Origin of the sequence: Bradyrhizobium algeriense (genome assembly GCF_036924595.1) — a bacterium.
Lineage (GTDB): Bacteria > Pseudomonadota > Alphaproteobacteria > Rhizobiales > Xanthobacteraceae > Bradyrhizobium > Bradyrhizobium algeriense.
Window position 1 is genome coordinate 6,453,275 of record NZ_JAZHRV010000001.1, and the last position, 20,674, is coordinate 6,473,948.

Annotated in this window: 13 protein-coding genes; 4 read left to right on the top strand and 9 right to left on the bottom strand. The window is 62.6% G+C overall.

Annotated features, from left to right (window positions below; all coding sequences use genetic code 11):
• Positions 1-5,121, bottom strand: a complete 5,121-nt coding sequence (locus tag V1286_RS31105; protein ID WP_334486193.1) for a VCBS domain-containing protein — start codon at positions 5,119-5,121, stop codon at positions 1-3.
• A 618-nt stretch (positions 5,122-5,739) separates the two neighbouring features.
• On the opposite strand from V1286_RS31105, the gene V1286_RS31110 reads away from it, so the two are divergent.
• Both V1286_RS31110 and V1286_RS31115 read left to right on the top strand, forming a co-directional pair.
• Positions 5,740-6,516, top strand: coding sequence for a transglutaminase-like cysteine peptidase (locus V1286_RS31110; RefSeq protein WP_334486195.1), 777 nt, complete (start codon positions 5,740-5,742; stop codon positions 6,514-6,516).
• 258 nt (positions 6,517-6,774) lie between these two features.
• Entirely contained in the window at positions 6,775-8,955 is a 2,181-nt protein-coding gene (locus V1286_RS31115; RefSeq protein WP_334486198.1) for a PQQ-dependent dehydrogenase, methanol/ethanol family, read from the top strand.
• Between the two features lie 308 nt (positions 8,956-9,263).
• Here the strand turns inward: V1286_RS31115 and V1286_RS31120 are convergent, their stop codons facing one another.
• The 6 genes from V1286_RS31120 to V1286_RS31145 all read right to left on the bottom strand — a co-directional run bounded on the left by V1286_RS31120 (position 9,264) and on the right by V1286_RS31145 (position 16,103).
• A complete protein-coding gene (locus tag V1286_RS31120; protein WP_334486201.1) occupies positions 9,264-10,463 on the bottom strand; it encodes an ABC transporter substrate-binding protein in 1,200 nt (399 codons plus the stop codon).
• A 93-nt stretch (positions 10,464-10,556) separates the two neighbouring features.
• Positions 10,557-12,395 carry an AMP-dependent synthetase/ligase gene (locus V1286_RS31125; protein ID WP_334486204.1) on the bottom strand — a complete coding sequence of 613 codons (1,839 nt, stop codon included), beginning with the start codon at positions 12,393-12,395 and terminating at the stop codon, positions 10,557-10,559.
• A 136-nt stretch (positions 12,396-12,531) separates the two neighbouring features.
• Positions 12,532-13,311 carry an ABC transporter ATP-binding protein gene (locus tag V1286_RS31130; protein ID WP_108512778.1) on the bottom strand — a complete coding sequence of 260 codons (780 nt, stop codon included), beginning with the start codon at positions 13,309-13,311 and terminating at the stop codon, positions 12,532-12,534.
• Between the two features lie 10 nt (positions 13,312-13,321).
• The gene (locus tag V1286_RS31135; RefSeq protein ID WP_108512248.1) at positions 13,322-14,080 is read right to left on the bottom strand and encodes an ABC transporter ATP-binding protein; all 759 of its coding nucleotides are present in this window, start codon (positions 14,078-14,080) and stop codon (positions 13,322-13,324) included.
• Entirely contained in the window at positions 14,077-15,228 is a 1,152-nt protein-coding gene (locus tag V1286_RS31140) for a branched-chain amino acid ABC transporter permease (protein ID WP_334486209.1), read from the bottom strand. Before V1286_RS31140 ends, V1286_RS31135 begins: the two co-directional genes overlap by 4 nt.
• Positions 15,228-16,103, bottom strand: a complete 876-nt coding sequence (locus V1286_RS31145) for a branched-chain amino acid ABC transporter permease (RefSeq protein WP_108512250.1) — start codon at positions 16,101-16,103, stop codon at positions 15,228-15,230. The genes V1286_RS31140 and V1286_RS31145 overlap by 1 nt, the downstream gene beginning before the upstream one ends.
• A gap of 294 nt (positions 16,104-16,397) precedes the next feature.
• On the opposite strand from V1286_RS31145, the gene V1286_RS31150 reads away from it, so the two are divergent.
• Together V1286_RS31150 and V1286_RS31155 are read left to right on the top strand one after the other, a co-directional pair.
• Complete coding sequence (locus tag V1286_RS31150; protein WP_334486212.1) at positions 16,398-17,150, top strand: ABC transporter ATP-binding protein; 753 nt, start codon at positions 16,398-16,400, stop codon at positions 17,148-17,150.
• Positions 17,147-18,670 carry a permease gene (locus tag V1286_RS31155; protein WP_334486216.1) on the top strand — a complete coding sequence of 508 codons (1,524 nt, stop codon included), beginning with the start codon at positions 17,147-17,149 and terminating at the stop codon, positions 18,668-18,670. The genes V1286_RS31150 and V1286_RS31155 overlap by 4 nt, the downstream gene beginning before the upstream one ends.
• A gap of 2 nt (positions 18,671-18,672) precedes the next feature.
• Here V1286_RS31155 and V1286_RS31160 read toward each other — a convergent pair whose 3' ends face one another.
• Together V1286_RS31160 and V1286_RS31165 are read right to left on the bottom strand one after the other, a co-directional pair.
• Complete coding sequence (locus V1286_RS31160) at positions 18,673-19,641, bottom strand: Bug family tripartite tricarboxylate transporter substrate binding protein (protein WP_334486219.1); 969 nt, start codon at positions 19,639-19,641, stop codon at positions 18,673-18,675.
• A gap of 94 nt (positions 19,642-19,735) precedes the next feature.
• Positions 19,736-20,620 carry an alpha/beta fold hydrolase gene (locus tag V1286_RS31165; RefSeq protein ID WP_417021293.1) on the bottom strand — a complete coding sequence of 295 codons (885 nt, stop codon included), beginning with the start codon at positions 20,618-20,620 and terminating at the stop codon, positions 19,736-19,738.
• Positions 20,621-20,674 lie beyond the last annotated feature (54 nt).

A 20,674-nucleotide genomic window follows, 5' to 3' on the forward strand; every position in this document is an offset into this window, starting at 1 on the left:
CTAGTGATGCGGCGAGACGATAAAGTCGCTCGCATGCAGGCTGCTGACCGCGACCCCCTTGAGGGTGATGATGTCGCCGTGATCGAGCGTGATCCGCGTGTCCGCGGCATCTGTCGGGCTCGCCGTCGCATGGGCGCTAAGCCACGTCTCGATAGTTGACGAATCTACCTCGGAGAACGCACGGAGATCGATATGGTCCTCGCCCTGCGTGAAGTCAGTGATCTCATCGGCGCTCGGGTCGTCGTATTGGGATGCCGGCGCAAACACGAACTGGTCGGCCTTCGCGTTGCCGGTCAGCGTGTCGTTGCCTCCGGTTGCGAAAATGACGTCCTTTTCGTCCGTGCCTTCGAGCGCGGCGCCATTCGATCCGGATTGCTGGAACACGAAATTAAGGGTGTCGCTGTGGCCATTGGCGTCTGTCGCAATCACCGTGACGATGTCGCTCACCTCGGTATCGCCGTTGTAGTCCGTCGGTGTGTAAATGATGCCGTTGGCAAACTGGGCATTGATTTCCGAAACGTTGCCCGCGCTCACCGGGGAAAGCGTGCCGTACACAGCGCTCGTCGTGATCGTAACGTCGGAAGCCTGGTCGTCGTTAGACAAGTTGATGTCAAAAACGGTGGTGGTAACTGCGGCGTCGTCGTTCGCTTCAACCCTGATGCTTTCAGCGCTCAGGACCAGCGCCCCGTCGACGCCGGTGACGTTCACCTTGAGATGCCCATCGCTTCCGAGCGCCCCGTCGGAAGCGGTGTAGGTGAAATCGTCTTGCACGGTAACGCCATGGTCCAGCGCGGCGACCGCCGCTGCCTGTGCGGAGGTAGCGCCGAGCGTGTAGGTGTAGTCGCCGGTCGCCTGGTCAATGACAACCCGGCCGTAGGTGCCATCAACCGTAATGTGGCCAGACGCCGCGACGCCGTTGACGACGTTCAACACGGAAAGCGTGTCGTGTTCGGCGTCAGTGTCGTTGGCGAGCAGGTGACCGGTGATACTTCCCGTGTTGCCGGTAATCGATGCGACATCGTCGGTTGCGACCGGCGCGTCGTTGATCGGCGTGATATCGATGGTCGCGGTGGCGGTTGCGGTCTGGCTGCCGTTCGATCCGCTGTTGCCAGCGTCGTTGACGGACAGCGTCAGGCCGGTCGATGCGCTCGGATTGTCCGAATTCGCGGTGTAGCTTATCGTGCCGGAATTGTCTCCGGAGAGCAGCGCTTCGATGTAGTCGACCAGTCCGGTGATCGTCACGGAGGACGTACCGTTGCCGGTGACCGAAACGTCGTTTCCACCCAGGGCGACGTCCAGGATGCCTTGGCCGACGGAGAGGGTCACCGTTTCGGTGCCGCCATTGCCATCGATATCAGCGACATGCAAGCCGGTGCCGCTGATGACCAGCGGCGCTTGTTCAGTCGCAACGTAATGCGTTGCAGGCGCGGCCGCGGTCGGCGCGTCGTTGACCGCCGTCACCGTCAGCGTTGCGGTATCCGACGTCACGGAGAAAGCGGTGGAGCCGCCCGCTGCCGAGACGTCCGCCATGGTGCCGTGGATGCCAGTCGTTTGATCCCACGCCACATACGTGAACGTGTCCGTCCCGCCATCTTCGCCGTCGGGAACGAACCTGACCTTGTCGGTCGCCGCCAGCAGCAACGCGGAGCCGCCCGACACCGCCGGGAAAGCGACGAACGTGCTGCCGTCGGTGGAATATTCCCAGTGGCCATGCGCGCTGGTCGTAGCGGTGATAGCGATGCCTTGCAGCGCGCCGTGATCGACGTCGGCAATGCTGGCTCCGAGGAACGAGGCGACCGTCTGGCCGGCATTCGCGGTCTGGTCTTCGGTAATCGTGATCAGCGACGGCGCCGACGCGGTCAGGACCGGCGCGTCGTTGGTGCCGGTGACGGTGATCGTGAAAGTCTGTGACGTGATCCCGCTATCGCCATCGTTGATCGCGACCGTATAGGTCAGCGTAACGGACTCGGTCTCGGCCAGATAATCGAACGCGGTCGAGGCCGCCGAGAACGACAGATCGACAGAGCCGGACGACGAGCCGGCGGCCTTGGTCACGGTACCCCGCGTCACCAGGGCGACCAGCGCCGCCTCGTCGAGCGCAAGACCCGTGGTGGTGCCGGACGCCGCGGCGCCGGTGATGGCAGCGGTGTGGCCGACATCAGACAGGTCGCGATCGGTGAAAGTGACTGATATCGTCGTTGTCAGCGGCGCGGTATCGGTTTGCTCGGAGATGCCCTGCTTCGCGATATCGGCGATTTCAGGCGCGTCGTTGCTGCCATTGACGGTGACGATAACATCCTGCGACGTGACGCCACCATGGTGATCGTCGACCTCGACGGTGTAGGTCAGCGTGACCGTCTCGCCATCAGCAAGGTAGTCGAAATAGCTATCCGGTGCCGAGAACGACCAGGACTTCGAGCCGGTCTTCCCATCGGTGGAATCGGCCAGCGGGCCCAGCGACAGCCAGCTAAGTTGGACCGTGCCGTTGGCGAGGCCTGTCGTGACGCCGGAGGCGTGGACGCTCGCGATCTTGACCGCATGCGTGTCGGTCAGATCGGCGTCGATGAACTTGATCATGCCGCTTGCGGTATCCGGCGTCGTCGAACCGTGAGTGTCGGCGACTTCCGAAATGGTCGCGGCCTGCAGATCGCTGATGATTTGAGCCGTATCGTTGCTGCCGGTGACGGTGATAGTGATCGGCTTGGTCACCACGCCGCCATGCCCGTCATTCACGGTTGCCGTGTAGGTCAGGTTGAGGATTTCGCCGTCGGCAAGGAAATCGAATGCACTGTCGGCGACGCTATAACTCCAGCTCGCCGAGCCATTATTGGTATTGCCAGAATTCTGCACCACCGTCAGCGGCTCATCCACCGCTGCGATCGCCGCGAGTTGCTTGGCCGTGAGCTGCGAGGTTACGTCGATGCTGGATGCGTTCAGGTAGGTGAACGCAGTGAAGGCCGTGCTCGCCACCGGCCGGTCGGTCAGGTCGACGTCGGTGAAGCTGATGGTGCCGGCTGCGACATGGAGCGCATTGGAGCCGGTCGGGTTCGGCTGACTGGCGCTCGAAAACTCGGCAAAGGCGGCGCTCGTCGTGGCGATGGTCGGCAGGTCGTTGGTGCCGGTGACGACGACGTCGGCGCCGTGGATCGAGACCGTAATCGGCGTGGAGATGACGCCGCCATGGCCATCATCGACCTGGGCGACGTAGTTGAGCGTCAGCCTTTCGCCCTTGGCGATGAAGTCGAACTTGCTGTCCTCGATGCTGTAGGTCCAGCTCGCCGAACCGTTGTGGGTGTTTCCGGCCGCCTGCACCACGGAGAGCGGCACCTCGACGGCCAGGATCGCCGCCAGTTGCGCCGGCGTCAGCGTCGCGGTGACGTCGTTACCCTCTGCATCGTAATAGCGGAACGGATCGGTCGCGGAGATCGCGGCGCTGACGACGGGCCGGTCGGTCAGGTCGGCATCGGCGAAGGTGACGGTGCCGGTCACGGTATCGACCGCCGTATTGCCGGTGCCGATCCGCTCCGTGATCGTGCCGCCGGTCGCGGAGAGCGTCGGCTTGTCGTTGGTGCCGGTGATAACGACCGTAAACGGCACGAACGTCGTCTCGTTGCTCGGCGCGTAGTTGTTGTCGACCCGCGCCATATAGGTCAGCGTCAGCGTCTCGCCGGAGGCGAGGAAGTCGAAGGCGCCATCGGCAATGTTGTAGGTCCAGGTAGCCTGACCGGTGTTCTTGCCGTTGGGGTCCTGGACCACGGAGAGCGGCACTTCGACCGCCTTGATCGCAGCCAGCTGCTCCGCCGTCAGCGTCGCGGTGACGTCGGCCTTCTGCGCGTTCGCGTAAGTGAAGGAGGAAAACGCGGCCTGGACGCTCGGAACGTCGTTGGGGTTGATGTCGGCATAGCTGACTATGCCGGACACGCTGTCCACGGCAGCGCTGGCGGTGATGTCGACGCGCTCGGTAAACGAACCGCCGTGCGCGGCGGCCGCCGGCGGCCCGGGAATGTGATCGAGATGGGGGCTGGGACCTGTGCCGGGCGATGGAGCAGGCTTGTCCGGGACATTGACGAACTGAAGCGTCACCGGCACGAAGTCGTTGCTGGCCAGCTTGAGGAACGACGTTTGCGGAACGATCGAGTCGGTAAAGTTGGTCGTCAGCTTGGTGTTCGGGTTGTTCAGGTCGGTGAACTTCAACGAAAACACGTCGCTGATGACCTTCTGCGCGTCGGGCGACAGTTGCACGGACGACTGAAAGGTGACCGAGCCCTGGCCGTTGATGATCGTCTGCGTGCCGGCCCGGTTGACGGTTGCGATCGGCGTCAGCGTGGTCTTGTCGAACAGGATGTAGGAGCCGGTGGTGCCGTCGGGTTCGACCAGCACCTGGAATTTCGCCGGCGGCGCACCACCTTGCGACGGCACCTCGAAATCGATCTCGACCAGCACCGCGGTGCCGCGGATGCCCATGGTCGCGACCGGCGTGTCGACCTTCATGTCGCCTTTCTTGGCGGTGGCGCCGGCGACGAACGAGATGGTGCCCTGCACCAGGCTGAGCAGCGATTTGTTGTCCGACCCGTTGGGGTCGTAGATCATTTCGTTCAGCACCATCTTGGCGTTCGACGCGAGGCCGAACACGGTGCCGTCGATGAAGGTAATGCCGAGCGTCGAATCGGAGCCGGACTGGACGACGTCGCCTTTGTGGACGGTGTCGCCCTGGTTCAGGATGATCGACACGCCGTTGCGGATCGCGGTTGCGCTGCCCGTCAGCTTGGTGACATGGCCGATGAGAGCGGGAGCAACGCTGGCGCTGCCGTCGGCCTGCGCGAGCTGGATGTGCCCGGCTAGCGCGTTGACGATGTCACCGGTGAGGTGGGCGCCATCGGGCGAGGCCAGCGCGGCGCGTTTCTCGCCCCTGAAGTAATCGGGCAGGACGAGTTCGCGGTCGCCGCTGGTGAGGACCAGGTCGACGCCCGAGCGCTTGAAATCGCCGGTGAACAGCAGGTGGGCATCAGGAACGATAACGGCATCGACCGGCGCATGCGTCGAAACGCTGTCGACGCGGACGGAACCATGGGGGTGCGAACCATGGGCGTCCGACACCACATCGGTAAATTTACCGGCCAAGCTCAAAATGGCACCGTTGCCGCTAAGGTTAATATTTATACAATATTGAAATATCTAAGCTTGCATATCATTGGAAGGTCCCGCACGGAACCACCCAATGCTTGTTAATATCGCGGAAAGCGACGCCCTGGCGGGTCGGTCTTCGTGGAATTCCCCCGGGAGATCGCAGGTATCGCTGGTTGTCCCGGCAACAATACGGGCGGAATTCTCCGGCCTCAACAACATTACTTCAAGTATTCGAAGTATAAATTTGAAAAATATACCTGGCACTGTTTCCCCATGGTTCCACGGGGAACTATGATGCGATTTTTAAAGTTCAAACTGTGAACCAGCTAACAAATCAGACAATTTTCAACAAAAAAGTCACATTAACGGAAAATCAACCATAAAGCGCAGTTAAAGGCTGTCTCCAACAGCCCCGCGCGCGGCTTGCTTAAGCCGATCGATTAAATTCTCGCCAAATCGGCGGCGGTTATTTTGGGCTGTTTCGCAGTTCGCGGCCAGCCTCCCCCCGTTTTAAGCGGATTAAAAGCACCCCCGCCCCATCCTGCCCCTGCAAAATGATCCGGTCACGCGCAGGCAGAATACGCCCGCCGATGCCCGGACAAGGGGCGTTAGATGGGGTTGTCAGTCACCTCGCGCGCATGGCGTGCGGGCATCGTCGCGTGCGGCCTGGCCTGGTTCGGACCAGTCGACCTGCGGGCCGCGGCAGCGGAGCCGTCCGCGCCGGCGGAATTGATCCAGCGATCGGCCGAGCCGTTCGGGCTTGCGGCATCTCTCCTCCCGAGCGGCGGACTGCGCGACAAATGGCTCGGCGTGCAACGCCGGCTCGACGACGAAATGGTGCAGCTTGCGCTCTGCGAGGGCGACCGCGACGGCTGCGTGTCGCCAGCCGCCCTGAAATTCCTCGACATCGTCGACGCCGCGCAGTTGCGCGAAGGCCGCGCCCGACTCGGCGAAATCAACCGCGCCATCAATCTCGTCATCCGGCCGATGAGCGACCTCGCCCAACACGGCCAGATCGACGTCTGGACGTCGCCGCTCGCAACGCTCGCGCGCGGCGGTGGCGATTGCGAGGATTATGCGATTGCGAAATTCGTCGCCCTGCGCCGCGCCGGCGTCGCGCCCGACGATCTCAGGATCGTGGTCCTGCACGACACCATTCATGGCGAGGACCATGCGGTGGCCGCCGCGCGGCTGGACGGGCGATGGCTGATGCTCGACAACCGCCGCATGGCGATGATCGAGGATTCGCATGTCAGAAACTACCGGCCGACATTTGCAATCGGCGAACACGGCGTGATGCGATTAGCCGATTCTCCCCTGCTCGCAGCTGTGGGCAACAACCCTGTGGCTCCGCTCGTCGTAAGCTATCAGGCTGCCTCCGCAGACTGATCACGCGATCGCGCCGACCGACGGCGCGCAAATATTGCACGGCGACAGTCGACAACAATCTGCTTTCCTTGCCTGATCTTCCCTGCCTCACGGCCGATGGTACGCTGCAGCCGGTATGCCCGATTGCATTCGTTTCAGTGAAACATGCCAAGACGAATTTTCTCTTTTTCATTTCACGCCCCGCATTGATTGACGCGATCCTTCTCACCGGCATAGCATTCCGGCAGATCCGCTAGAGATCACTGGGAGGGGAATGAGATGACACGTTTGCCGCGCGTTAATTCTGCTTGCCGTTCGTTACCTGAAATTGCCGCTACTTCCCGTCGACCGGCGCGCCTTGCACAGGCCGCGATCGCGGTCGGGCTGGGCCTGACGCTATCCTGCAGCGCCGCGCTGGCGCAGACACCCGCCAAGGGATCGCCCGAGCACATCAAGGCCGTCACGTCTGCGGTGGATGGCGCATTGATCAAGGCCAATACCGCGACGTCGCAGGACTGGCCGACCATCGGCCTCGACTATGCCGAGACGCGCTTTTCCAAGCTCAACCAGATCAATGCCGACAACGTCAAGAAACTCGGCTTGGTGTGGAGCTATCCGCTCGAATCTTCCCGCGGCGTCGAGGCGACGCCGGTCGTGGTCGACGGCATCATGTATCAGACCGCGTCATGGAGCGTGGTGCACGCCATCGACGCCCGCACCGGCAAGCGGCTCTGGACCTTCGATCCGAAGGTCGACCGCGAGAAGGGCTACAGGGGCTGCTGCGATGTGGTCAATCGCGGCGTCGCACTCTGGAAGGGCAAGATCTATTTCGGCGCCTATGACGGTAGGCTGTTCGCGCTCGACGCCGCCACCGGCAAGGTGGTCTGGGAGAAGGACACCATCGCCAGCAAGGAGCACTCCTACACCATCACCGGCGCGCCGCGCGTGTTCAACGGCAAGGTGGTGATCGGCAATGGCGGCGCCGAATTCGGCGCGCGCGGCTATGTCACCGCCTATGACGCGGAGACCGGTAACCAGGCATGGCGCTGGTTCACCGTGCCCGGCGATCCGTCAAAGCCGTTCGAAGACGAATCGATGGCGGTCGCGGCGAAGACCTGGGATCCCGCCGGCAAGTACTGGATCAATGGCGGCGGCGGCACGGCCTGGGACACCATCACCTTCGATCCCGACCTGAACCTCGTCTATATCGGCACCGGCAACGGTTCGCCGTGGAATCAGAAAGTCCGCAGCCCCTCCGGCGGCGACAACCTCTATCTGTCCTCGATCGTCGCGCTCAATGCCGATACCGGAAAGTACGCCTGGCACTATCAGGAAACGCCCGGCGACCACTGGGACTACACGGCTACCCAGCCGATGATCCTGGCGGACATCAACATCGACGGCGCGCCGCGCAAGGTGATCCTGCACGCACCGAAGAACGGCTTCTTCTTCGTCATCGACCGCACCAACGGCAAGTTCATCTCGGCAAAGAACTTCGTCGATGTGAATTGGGCGACCGGCTACGACGCCAACGGCCGGCCGATCGAGATAAAGGAGGCGCGTAGCGACGAAGCGTATGACAGCATTCCCGGCCCGGCCGGCGCCCACAACTGGCATCCGATGTCGTTCAATCCGCAGACCGGTCTTGTCTATATTCCGGCACAGGGCATCCCCACCAACCTCACGCCGGAAAAGGCCTTCAAGCACAATGCCGTCGAGCCCGGCAAATTCGCCAGCGCAACGGGCTGGAATATCGGCTTCCAGCTGAACGCTACACCCCCCAAGAACTCGGCCTTCGGGCGCTTGGTGGCCTGGGATCCGGTCAAGCAGAAGGAAGCCTGGCGCGTCGAGCACGTGGCGCCGTGGAACGGCGGCACCCTCACCACCGCGGGCAACCTGGTGTTCCAGGGCATCGCCGACGGCCGCTTCGTCGCCTACAACGCCACATCAGGCGAGAAGCTCTGGGAAAGCCCGACCGGCACCGGCGTGGTCGCGGCGGCCTCGACCTACATGCTTGACGGCAAGCAATATGTGTCGATCGCGGTCGGCTGGGGCGGCGTGATCGGCCAGTGGATTCGCGCCACCGAACTGCAGAGCCCCGGCACGGTCTATACCTTCGCGATCGACGGCAAGGCGCCGCTGCCGGCCTTTGTGAAGTACCAGACCGAGGGGCTGTTGAAGGGCGTGAAGTATGATCCGAAGGATATCCCCGAAGGCACCGCCATCTATGTCGCCGCCTGCGCCGCCTGCCACAGCGTGCCCGGCGTCGACAACGGCGGCAACATCCGGAACCTCGGCTATGTCGCCCCCGAAACCATCACCAACCTGAAGGACATCGTGTTCAAGGGCCCGTTCCGCGACCGCGGCATGCCTGACTTCACCGGCAAGCTGAAGGAAGAGGATATCCCGAAACTGCAGGCCTTCATCCAGGGTACAGCTGACGCGATACGGCCGAAGTGACGAAGTCATCCCGGGGCGCGTGTTAGCCGCGAACCCGGAGCACATAGCGAAGCAGAAGGGCTGCACGAGACGATCGCGCAGCCCTTTGTTGTTTCGGCGGAGTTCCAGCCGAAGTAGTAACAACCGTCATTGCGAGCGAAGCGGAGCAACCCATCTTGCGGCAGGAAAGAATGGATTGCTTCGTCGCTTCGCTCCTCGCAATGACGGCGTTTGCCGTCAGAGCGAAAGGCACAAAAAACAAAAAGAGCTGCGCGATCATCTCGCGCAGCCCTTTGTCGTTGAGGTCCCGATGGTAGAGGCGACGCCCCTCAGAACATCAGGCCTTCCTTCACCAGCACCCAGCGGCCGTTCTTGATCTGCTGGACCTGGGTGATCGTGTTGGCGAGATGGTCGGTCTTGGAGAACTTGGTCGGCGGCGAGTTGAAGATGTCGCGGAACTGCTCGCCTGACTCCAGCGCGTTCATCATCTTCTGGCCGGTCAGGTCCTTTCCTGCCTTCTCGGCGTAGAACGCAAAGGTCGTCATGGCGTTGTAGCCGATGATCGCCTGCGTATTGGCGTCCGAGCCAAACATCTTCTTGTAGTTGGCGAGCCAGTCCTTGACCTTGCCCTTTGCCGTGTCTTCGTACGGAATTTCGAAGCCCGAAGCCGCATAGAGGCCTTCGACCGCCTCCTTGCCGAGCGCCGGAACTTCCAGCACGTTGGTCGGCGTGGCGCCGAGGAAGGTGACGTCCCAGCCGAGCTTCTTGGCTTCGCCCATCGCGCCGATGGTTTCGCGGATCACCGTACCGAGCACGACCATATCGCAGCCGTCGGACTTCATCTTGGCGACCTGCGCGCTGAAGTCGGAAGCGCCGCGCTTGTAGCTGGTGACCGAGGCCGGCTCCAGCTTCATCGCCTTGACCTGCTGCGTGAAGCCGTCAAGCACGTTCTTTCCGTACTCGTCGTCCTGATACATGATGCAGGGCTTCTTGAAGTTCTTGCCCTCGATCATGTATTTGACCGCCGCGCGCGTGCTCTCGACGTAGGGCAGCAAATTGTTGAACTTCAGCCGCTCCTGCGGCTTCGCCGGATCGAACTTGAAGGTGAATTCGGCCGCCGTCAGCGGGAATAGCTGCAGCACGCCGGCATCGAACAGGATGTCCTGCGATGCGAGCACGGTGGGCGAACCCATCGGGCCGACCATGGCGAAGACCTTGTCGCGCTCGACCATCTTCTGCGACGCCAGCACGGCGCGCTTCGGATCGTAGCCGCTATCCTCGATGATCAGTTTGATCTTGCGGCCGTGGATACCGCCGGCGGCATTGATTTCCTCGGCTGCCATCTTCATGCCGTTGGAAACCGGAACGCCCCAGACCTTGATCGGGCCGGATAGATCCTGATGGGTTCCGATGACGATCTCGCTCGCCGAGATGCCTTGATCGGTAATCTTGGTCTGGGCTGCGGCCGGCAGTTGGGTCAGCGCAAGGGCGCTCACCGCAAGGCCCAACGCCCTAAACGATTTCGACATTGCAATATCCTCCTTGTTGGCCCGTGTTGAGCGAAGGGTGGGGCCTTCTTCTCCTTCGCCGCTTCGTTAATTTCGCTTCAAGTATCCGTCTGGCTACGCTACCGCCCGTTCGCCATACATGGCGTTGATTTCGGCGGCATAGCGCTTGTTCACAAAGCTGCGCTTCAGCTTCATGGTCGGCGTCAGTTCCTCGTCCTCAGGCGTGAGCTGACGTTCGATCAGATAGAACTTCTTGATGGTCTCGACGCGCGCGAAGTTGACGTTGACTGCCTCGATCTCGCGCTGGATCAGGTCCTGGATTTCGGGCGCACGGCACAGACTGGCGTAGTTGGTGAAGGGAATGTCGTGGTCCTGGGCGAACTTCTCGACATTCTCCTGGTCGATCATGACCAGGCACGTCAGGTACGGCCGCTTGTCGCCGATCACCACGGCGTCCGAGACGTAAGGCGAGAACTTCAACTGGTTCTCGATTTCCGACGGCGTGATGTTCTTGCCGCCCGACGTGATGATGATGTCCTTCATCCGGTCGGTGATCCTGACGAAGCCTTCATTGTCGATCGAGCCGACGTCGCCGGTGTGCAGCCATCCCTTGGCGTCGATGGTCTCGGCGGTCTTTTCCGGCTGGTTCAGATAACCCATGAACAGGAAATCGCCGCGGATCAGAATCTCGCCCTGCGGCGAAATCGCGACTTCGCCCCAGGGTGCTGCCTTGCCGACCGAGCCGAGCTTGATGCGATCGGGCGGCATCACGGTGGCGACACCGCAATTCTCGGTCTGGCCGTAGACCTCGCGCATGTCGAGGCCGAGCGCGAGATACCAGCGGATCAGATCCGGCGCGATTGGCGCAGCACCAGTGAACGCCAGCCGGCAACGATCGAGCCCGAGCATGCGGCGAATGTTGCGGAACACGAGATAGTAAGCGGCGCTGTTGGCGAGCCGCAGCGACAATGGCGGTGTATCGCCCTGCAGTCTGTACTCCGTCATCCGGTTGCCGATGGCGAGCGCGTTGCGGTACATCCACTTCTGGAAATTCGTCGCGTCTTTCAACGCAATCGTGATTCCGGAGTAGAACTTCTCCCAGACCCGCGGCACCGCGAGGAACGCGGTCGGCTGCACCTCGCGCAGATTGTCCGGCACCGTCTCCGGGCTTTCGGCGAAGTTCATCACCGATCCCAACGCCAGCGAAACGTAATAGCCGCCGACCCGCTCGGCGACATGGCAGAGCGGCAGGAACACCAGCCGCTCCTCGTTGTCGGTCGACGGAAACAGGTCGTTGGCGTGGCGCATCTGGTGCGTCACGCTCCGATTGGAATGCATGGCGCCCTTGGGCGGGCCGGTGGTGCCTGACGTGTAGACGAGAACGGCAAGATCGCCTGCACTGCGGCTTCCGATCATCTCATCCCACAGCGCCTCATTACCCTGCTCGTGGTTGCGCCCGAGCGCCGTGAACTCGGCCAGCGACAGCACCATCGGGTCGGTAAAGCCGCTCAGGCCCTCCATGTCGAACACGACGATCTTCTGCAGCGTCGGACACCGCGAACGGCACGACAGGATCTTGTCGAGCTGCTCCTCGTCCTCGGCGAAGATCACCTTGGTCGAGGAATCGTTGATGAGATATTCGACCTGCGACGAGGAGTCGGTCGGATAGATTCCGGAAGAAACGCCGCCGGCGCAGAGAATGCCCATGTCGGCATAGACCCATTCCGGCACCGCGTTGGCGATGATCGACGCGACGTCGCCGGGCCGGAAGCCTGACGCATGCAGGCCGAACGCGATGTCCTTGGAGATCTGGAGCCACTCGCGCCAACTGGTCGGCTGCCAGATGCCGAATTTCTTTTCGCGGATCGCCGGCCGGTCGCCGCGGGTTTCCACGGACTTCAGAAAACTCTTCGCGATCGTGTCGGCGACCGTCAGCACTGCCGGTCTGGCCATGCGTCTTCCTCCCTCTGTCGCCTGCCTCAGGTGCCGGTCTTGGCAACCGGTCTTGCTTTCTTGAAGCAGGCCTGAATCTAGCCCTAACTCGTTCTGAACGCCATGCTTTTGACTGCGACGGTTAACGCCATGTCTTCTAACGCCAGGTCTTCTTCTTTTTCCAGCGTCGCTCGCCGCGGGCGCCTTCTTCCTTGGCGCCGAGATAGAATTCCTGGATGTCCTTTGAATTCATCAGCCGCTCGCAGGTGTCGTTCATCACGACCCTGCCGATTTCCAGCACATAGCCATAATGCGCCGTCTCCAGCGCCACCTTGGCGTTCTGCTCGACCAGCAGGATGGACATGCCCTGCTCCTCGTTGACGCGCTTGATGATGGTAAATATCTCCTTCACCAGGATCGGCGACAGCCCGAGCGACGGCTCATCCAGAAGTAGCAGGGTCGGACGGTTCATTAACGCCCGCCCGATCGCCAGCATCTGCTGCTCGCCGCCGGAAAGCTGTCCGGCCGGCTGGTTAATGCGCTCCCTCAGCCGCGGGAAATAGCCGTAGACCCGCTCGAGATCCTCCGCGACACCGTCGCGGTCCTTGCGCGGATAGGCGCCCATCATCAGGTTTTCCCGCACCGATAGGAACGGGAATACTTCACGCCCCTCCGGCACGTGGCTCAAGCCCAGCCGCACGATCTTGTCGGCTTCCATGCGCTGGATCGGCTTGCCCAAAAATTCGATCGAGCCTTTCTGGGGATCGAGAATCCCGGAGATGGTCTTGAGCACCGTGGTCTTGCCGGCGCCGTTGGCGCCGAGCAACGTGACGATCCGGCCGCGCGGCACCTCCAGGCTGATGCCGCGGATCGCCATGATCGGCCCGTAATAGCTCTCGATATTGCTGAGCTTGAGGATAATGTCGGAAGCGCTCATGGCATCATCCTCAGGCGCCGAGATAGGCGGCGACGACGTCGGGATGGCGCTGCACCTCGGACGGCGAGCCCATCGCGAGCACGCGGCCGTAGTTGAGCGCAATCACGCGGTCGGAGACGCGATTGACCAGCGTCATGTCGTGTTCGACCATCAAGACAGTGATGCCGAGCTCGGTCTTCATGTCGCGGATCCAGAACGACATGTCGTCGGTCTCCTCGACGTTCAGCCCCGACGACGGCTCGTCGAGCAGGATCAGTTTCGGCTCCGAGCACAGCGCACGCGCGAGCTCGATCACCTTGCGGACGCCGTAAGGCAAGCCCGAGATCAGCTTGTCGCGATAGGCTTCGAGATCGAGGAATTCGATCACCTGCTCGACGCGGCGGCGATGGACCTTTTCACCGGCGCGCACGCTCGGCAGGAACAGCAATTCCTGCCAGAGCTGCGTGGTGGAGTGCCGGTGACGGCCGACCAGGAGATTGCTCAGCATGGTCGCATTCTCGAACAGCTCGATGTTCTGGAAGGTACGGGCAATGCCGAGGCCGGCAATCTCGTAGGCCGGCTGCTCGGTGATGTCCTGGTCTTCGAAAAAGATCCTGCCCGAAGTGGGCGGATAGATCCGCGAGATCAGGTTGAAGATCGAACTCTTGCCCGCGCCATTGGGGCCGATGATCGAGAGAATCTCGCCCTTCTCCACCGCGAAGCTGACGGAATCGACCGCCTTCAGGCCGCCGAAATGCAAAGACAGGTTCTCGGCACGGAAATAGCTCATCGGTTCCGCTCCGATTTCACGTAGATTTTCTGACGCTTGAAGGTGGCGCGCTTGTAGAGCGGGAATAGCTGGAAGAAGAGCTTTATCTTCAGCCAGCGTCCGTACAGCCCGAGCGGCTCGAACAGGACGAACAGCACGATGATCACCCCGTAGATGGCGCCCTTGAGGCCGTTGGCGGAGGCAATGGCGGCGACGTTGCTGTGGATCTTACCCGCGGTCACGCTGTCCGTGCCGAACGTTGCGAAGATTCCCGCGATGATGCCGGGCAGGTCGTCCTTCAGATAGGTCAGAAACGGATCGATCATGACCAGGAAGATCGCGCCGAGTACCGCGCCGTGCAGGCTGAAGGTGCCGCCGATCAGGATCACGATGATGAACTCGATCGAGAGCTGCAGCGTGAACATTTCCGGCGAGATGAAGGAGAGCTTGTGCGCGAACAGCACACCGGCCAATCCGGTGATACCAGCGCTGATCGCAAACGACTTCACCTTGTAGAGCGAGACATTGACGCCCATGCTGCGCGCCGCCGTTTCGCTGTCGCGGATCGCGACGAAGGCGCGCCCCGTGGGCGAGCGCAGCAGATTGAGCGTGCCGATGATGGTCAGGATCAACACGCCGAGACAAAGGAAGTAGAAGGTTGGGCCGTTTTGCGGCACCGCCTGCCCGAACAGGCTCAAGGTCTTGACCCGCATGCCCTCATTGCCGTGGGTCACGCTTTCCCAGCGCGCCAGCACTTCCTCGACGATGAAGGCAAAGGAAATCGTCGCGATGACGAGGTAGATGCCCGTCAGCCGCAGCGCCGGGAATCCGACCAGCGCACCGACCACGCCGGTCAACAGGCCGCCGGCCAGGAAGTAGACCGGGAACGGAACGTTGTATTGCTGCAGATAGGCCGCCGTATAGGCGCCGATCGCCAGAAAGGCGGCGTGGCCGAGCGAGGCCTGCCCTGTGAAGCCGGTGAGAATCATCAAGCCTACGCCCACCGTGGCGTAGATGCAGACGAACACCAGCTGGCTGACCAGATAGCTCGACAGCACGAACGGCGCGATCACAAGAAACGCCAGCAGGATGCCGTAGGAGACGACGTAGCCGCTGTGCGGAAACAGCCTGATGTCGTCTTCGTAATCCGTCTTGAAGAGGAACCGCATCAGACCTTCTTCCGCGTATGAATACCGAACAGGCCTTCGGGCTTGAGCAGCAGCACCACCAGCAGAACGATGTAGGGCGCGACGTCCTTCCAGCCCTGCGGCAGGTAGAAGCCGGCCATGCTCTCGATCACGCCGATCAGCACGCCGCCCACCACGGCGCCGGGAATCGATCCGAAGCCGCCGAGTACGGCGGCGGGAAACGCCTTCAGGCCCAGCACGAGGCCGACATTGGAGTGAATGAAGGTGATCGGCGCCAGCAGCACGCCGGCAGCGGTCGCGACCGCAGCACTGATCGCCCACACGATCGACACCACGCGCTTGACCGGAATGCCCATGTAGTAGGCGGCCAGCATGTTCTCGGAGCTGGCACGCATCGCGGTGCCGAGCGTGGTGCGGTTGAAGAACAGATACAGCAGCGCGCAAAGGATCACGGTTGCGGCGATCACCGAGAGCTTGTCGTATGCCAGCACCAGCGAGCCGATCCGCAACACGCCATCGCTGAACGGCGTGTCGATCTTGAAATCGTCGGTGCCCCAGATCATGCCGACCACGGACCGCAGGAAATATCCGAGCCCGATCGTCGCCATGATGATGGAAAACTGCGGATAGCCGAGGATCGGACGCACCACGACGCGTTCGGCTAGCATGCCGAACGCCGCCATGGCGATGACCGCGCCGGCGAATCCGAGCCAGTAGTTGAGGCCGAGCATGCCGATGAAGGTGAAGGCGAAGAACCCGCCCAACATCATCAAATCGCCCTGGGCGAAATTGACGACCTCGGTTGCCTTGTAAACGAGCACGAAGCCGAGCGCGATCAGGCCATAGACGCAGCCGAGCGCGATGCCACTCACCAGCTGCTGAACGAAGTCCAGCATCATTCCCTCCCCGATGCCGGGCGATTCTGTCGATCGCCTCTTCCGCATCTTGTGTCTACACGCTACCCGGCATCCACGATGCCGAACAGCTGCATATGTCCCGCTGCATTGAGCCCAAAGCGCCGAGCCCTGTCAACAAAGCGCTGGCTGCTGTGTTGTTAAGAATTGCGCAGAAATGCCGCAGCCCGGGAAGTTGCGGGGTTCGGCACGATTTGGGCCGCGAGATTCACCGCGCCGAAAGTTCTTCGGTCCATGTTTCGACAACGACAATGCGAACCGGACCGTCCCGTCACTATGCAGTCAGATCTATCGGCGCTCGAAGTGCGAGGGTTAACGAAGCGTTTTGACCGCCCGGCGGTCGACGCGCTCGACCTCACCATTCGGACCGGCGAGTTCTACGCCCTGCTCGGCCCCAACGGCGCCGGCAAGACCACGACCTTGCGGATGGTCGCGGGCCTGCTGCGGCCTGACGCCGGCTCTGTCTCCATTTTTGGCATCGACGCACTCGCCGATCCCGTCGCCGCCAAGCAGATCATCGCATGGGTCTCCGACGAGCCGATGATCTACGACAAGCTGACGCCGCTGGAGTACCTCGAATTCGTTGCCGGTCTCTGGGGCATCGATCCCACGGTTTCCGCGCCAGCGGCGCAGCAGCTTCTGCTGTCGCTTGGCCTCGAACCGCATCTGCACGAACGCTGCGAGGGCTTCTCCAAGGGCATGCGCCAGAAGGTCGCGCTGGCCGGTGCTCTGGTTCACGATCCCCGGCTGATCATCCTGGACGAGCCGTTGACCGGGCTCGACGCGCTGTCGGCGCGTCACGTCAAGGGATTGCTGCAGGACCGCGTCCGTGCCGGCTGCACCGTGATCATGACGACGCATATTCTCGAAGTCGCCGAGCGGATGGCCGACCGCATCGGCGTCATCACCGCAGGCAAACTGGTGGCCGAGGGCACGCTCACTGAGCTGCGCCAGCAGAACGGCCGCAACGACACCAGCCTGGAAGACATGTTCATCGCCCTCGTCGACGCCGAGGCGGCCGCCGCATGAGTTCGGCCGCGGCGCTCACCTGGTTTGCCCGGCACGAGATCCGGCTGGCGTGGCGCGAATGGCTGGCGATGATTGCCGGCAGACGTGGCAAGCGAAAGCGCGCGATCATCGCCCTGATCGTATTCGTCGCCGTCATGCACCTGCCGGCCTATGCGGTGATCGGCCGCTTCGCCGATTTGCAAGCCCCGCTCGGCAAGCCGGAATTGATCGTCATCACGGCGACCATCTTTCTCGCCTGGGCCCTGATGCTGTCACAGGCGATCGAATCGGTGACGCGGGTGTTCTACGCCCGCGCCGACCTCGACCTCATCATGTCGTCGCCGGCGAATCTCGCCAACGTATTCTCGGTGCGGATCGCGGCGATCGGGCTGTCCGTGATCGGGATGGCGCTGTTGCTGTCGACGCCCTTTGTCGACGTTCTCGTGATCGGCGGCGGCATCCGATGGCTCTCCGCGCTCGGCGTCGTCATCGCCATCGGCCTTACGGCCGCGGCCGTTGCGATCGCGATCACGGTCGCGCTGTTCAGGTTGATCGGCCCAAGCCGCACCCGCCTCGTCGCGCAGGTCGTGGCCGCCATCATCGGCGCCGGCTTCGTCATCGCGCTCCAGGTCGCAGCCATCCTTTCATACGGTACGTTGTCGCGCTTTACGGTGCTGACCTCCGATGCCGCTTCAGCCTACGCACCTGCGCTCGACAGCCCGTTGTGGTGGCCGGCGCGCGCGGCGATCGGCGATGGCATGGTGCTGTCGTGGCTGATGGCGGGCGGGCTCCTGCTGCTCGGCGTTGTGATGGCGGTCTTCTCGCCGAGATTTGCCGATACCGTCGTCAGTGTCGCCGCAACTGTCCGGTCCGTCCGTCGCGGGCCGCGCTCGACCGCATTCCGCGGCGGTTCGCGGCAACAGGCGCTGCGCACCAAGGAGTTCCTGCTGCTGCGGCGCGATCCGTGGCTGTTGTCGCAAAGCCTGATGCAACTGCTCTATCTGGTGCCGCCGGCCTTGCTGCTGTGGCGAAGTTTTTCCGAAAGCTCGGCCGCGATCGTTCTGATCACGCCCGTGATCGTGATGGCGGCCGGCCAGCTTGCCGGCGGCCTCGCCTGGCTCACGATCTCGGGCGAAGACGCCGCCGACCTGGTCGCGACCGCGCCGCTGCCGCCATCGCGCGTGATCCGCGCCAAGGTCGAGGTGGTGCTCATCTCAATCGGCGCCATCTTCACGCCACTGATCGCAGCACTTGCGTTTGCCTCCGTGACGCAGGCGATCGTCACCGCGCTCGGTGTCATCGTCGCAACCGTCTCCGCGGCCGCGATCCAGCTCTGGTTCCGCGTGCAGGCCAGACGCAGCCAGTTTCGCCGCCGCCAGACCTCATCGCGGCTTGCGACATTCGCAGAGGCCTTCTGCTCGATCGGCTGGGCCGCGACCGCAGCACTCGCCGTGACGATCCCGATCGCTGCCGTGATCAGCGGCGCAATGACCGCGGCAATTCTCGCGGCAACATGGAAGATCAGCCCGCGGCGGGGCTAGTCCTACTGCTTCTCCAGCCCCGCCCGTTCGATCACTTCGCCCCAGCGCTTGATCTCCTTTTCGATGAACGGGGTCATCTCGGCCTTCTGCAGCAGCATCGGGCGGGTGCCGACCTTTTCGAAATGCGTGCGCACGCGTTCCGACGTCAGCGCCGCATGCGCCGCCGCCAGCCGGTCGACGACCGGTGCGGGCGTTCCCGCCGGCACCATGATCGAGGACCAGCTCTGGGTGGTCATCTCCTTCATGCCGAGTTCGGCCATGGTCGGCACATCAGGCAATGCGCGTAGCCGTTCCGGCGCGGTCGTGGCCAGCACCTTCAGCTTGCCGGCCTCGACATGCGGGCCGACCGAAACCGGGTAATCGAACATGACATCGACGCGGCCGGCGATCATGTCGTTCAGTGCCGGCGCGCTGCCCCTGTACGGCACATGCTGCATTTCGATGCCGGTGACGGTCTTGAACAATTCGGCGACCAGATGCGTCGCGGTGCCGACGCCGGAAGAGGAGAACGTCACCTTGCCCGGATTCTGTTTGGCGTAGGCGATGAACTCAGGCACCGAATTATAGGGCGCATCCACAAAGGCGACGAACAGGTTCGGGCTTTCGCCGACCAGATGCACCGGCAGGAAACTCGTCAGCGGATCATAGGACAGGTTTTTGCGCAACGTGACGTTGGCCGCCATCGTGCCCTGCGTGCCGTAGATCATCGTGTAGCCGTCGGGCTTGGCGCGCGCCACCTGTTCGGTGCCGACCGTGCCGCCACCGCCTCCGCGATTGTCGATCAGGACCGATTGACCGAGCGTTTTCGACATTTCCTCGGCGACGACGCGCGAAGTCGTGTCGGTGATGCCGCCCGGCGCGAAGGGCACGACCCAGGTGATCGGACGGCTGGGGAATTCCTCGGCCGAGGCCGATGTGATCGAGGCAAAGGTCACCAGCCAGATCGCAAGCAAGACGTGATGCTTCGCCATGGAATTCCGCCCCGTAAAATTTCTGTCCTTCTCGGAGGACTTGCGCAGGAAGGATGACGGTTTTCGCAACGGCTTGCCATGCGGCAAACTCGACCTATGTCTTGATCAGCTCCAACACCGCCGCTGCAAACGCCTCGGGCGCTTCCTGCGGCAGATTGTGCCCGGCGCGCGGCACCACGCGATGAACGCGACGACCGGTGAACTTTGCCGCGCTGGCGGTGCCATCGGTTGCCGGCGCAACGCCATCGCCTGCGCCATCCAGCGTAATCGTTGGCACGGTGACGGGAGGCAGTGCCTCCAGCCTGTGCTGGATTTCAGCATATTGCGGATCGCCGTCGGCCAGACCAAAACGGTGGCGATAGCTGTGGATCACCACATCGACGTAATCGGGGTTGTCGTGGGCGATCGCCGTCCGCTCGAAGCAGGCGTCGTCAAAATCCCAGTTCGGCGACCATTGCGTCCACAATATCCTGGCGATCTCGCGCCGGTTTGCGGCAAGGCCCGCACGGCCGCGCTCGAGCTGGAAGTAATACTGGTACCAGTACGCCACCTCGCGCTCGGGCCGCAGCGGCGCCATGGCCTTCGCAATATCCTGGATCAGATAGGAATTGACGCAGACGAGGCCGATGCAGCGCTCCGGCCATAGCGCGGCGCCAACGCAGGCCGCGCGCCCACCCCAGTCATAGCCCGCGAACACGGCGCCGCGGATGCCAAGCGCATCCATCAGCGCCATCATGTCGACGCCGACCGCCGCCTGCTCGCCCGAGCGCGGTGTGCTCGCGTCGCGAAACCGGGTCGGGCCGTAGCCGCGCAAATAGGGAACGATGACGCGGCAGCCTTGGGCCGCCAGTTGCGGCGCGACATCGACATAGCTGTGAATGTCGTAGGGAAAGCCATGCATCAGCATCACGGCCGATCCGTCGGCGGGACCCGCCTCGTAATAAGCGATACTGAGGACACCGGCATCGACCTGGCGCAACGGCTCCAGCCGTTTCGATGACGGGGCATGCGGAGCCGGGGCGGTGGTCTTTTC

What these genes read in the sequence shown, in the direction of transcription:
- V1286_RS31125 (WP_334486204.1), bottom strand. Translation starts at nt 12,395, where the DNA reads ATGGCCAGACCGGCAGTGCTGACGGTCGCCGACACGATCGCGAAGAGT.
- V1286_RS31155 (WP_334486216.1), top strand. Translation starts at nt 17,147, where the DNA reads ATGAGTTCGGCCGCGGCGCTCACCTGGTTTGCCCGGCACGAGATCCGG.
- V1286_RS31150 (WP_334486212.1), top strand. Translation starts at nt 16,398, where the DNA reads ATGCAGTCAGATCTATCGGCGCTCGAAGTGCGAGGGTTAACGAAGCGT.
- V1286_RS31135 (WP_108512248.1), bottom strand. Translation starts at nt 14,080, where the DNA reads ATGAGCTATTTCCGTGCCGAGAACCTGTCTTTGCATTTCGGCGGCCTG.
- V1286_RS31145 (WP_108512250.1), bottom strand. Translation starts at nt 16,103, where the DNA reads ATGCTGGACTTCGTTCAGCAGCTGGTGAGTGGCATCGCGCTCGGCTGC.
- V1286_RS31120 (WP_334486201.1), bottom strand. Translation starts at nt 10,463, where the DNA reads ATGTCGAAATCGTTTAGGGCGTTGGGCCTTGCGGTGAGCGCCCTTGCG.
- V1286_RS31115 (WP_334486198.1), top strand. Translation starts at nt 6,775, where the DNA reads ATGACACGTTTGCCGCGCGTTAATTCTGCTTGCCGTTCGTTACCTGAA.
- V1286_RS31110 (WP_334486195.1), top strand. Translation starts at nt 5,740, where the DNA reads ATGGGGTTGTCAGTCACCTCGCGCGCATGGCGTGCGGGCATCGTCGCG.
- V1286_RS31160 (WP_334486219.1), bottom strand. Translation starts at nt 19,641, where the DNA reads ATGGCGAAGCATCACGTCTTGCTTGCGATCTGGCTGGTGACCTTTGCC.
- V1286_RS31130 (WP_108512778.1), bottom strand. Translation starts at nt 13,311, where the DNA reads ATGAGCGCTTCCGACATTATCCTCAAGCTCAGCAATATCGAGAGCTAT.
- V1286_RS31140 (WP_334486209.1), bottom strand. Translation starts at nt 15,228, where the DNA reads ATGCGGTTCCTCTTCAAGACGGATTACGAAGACGACATCAGGCTGTTT.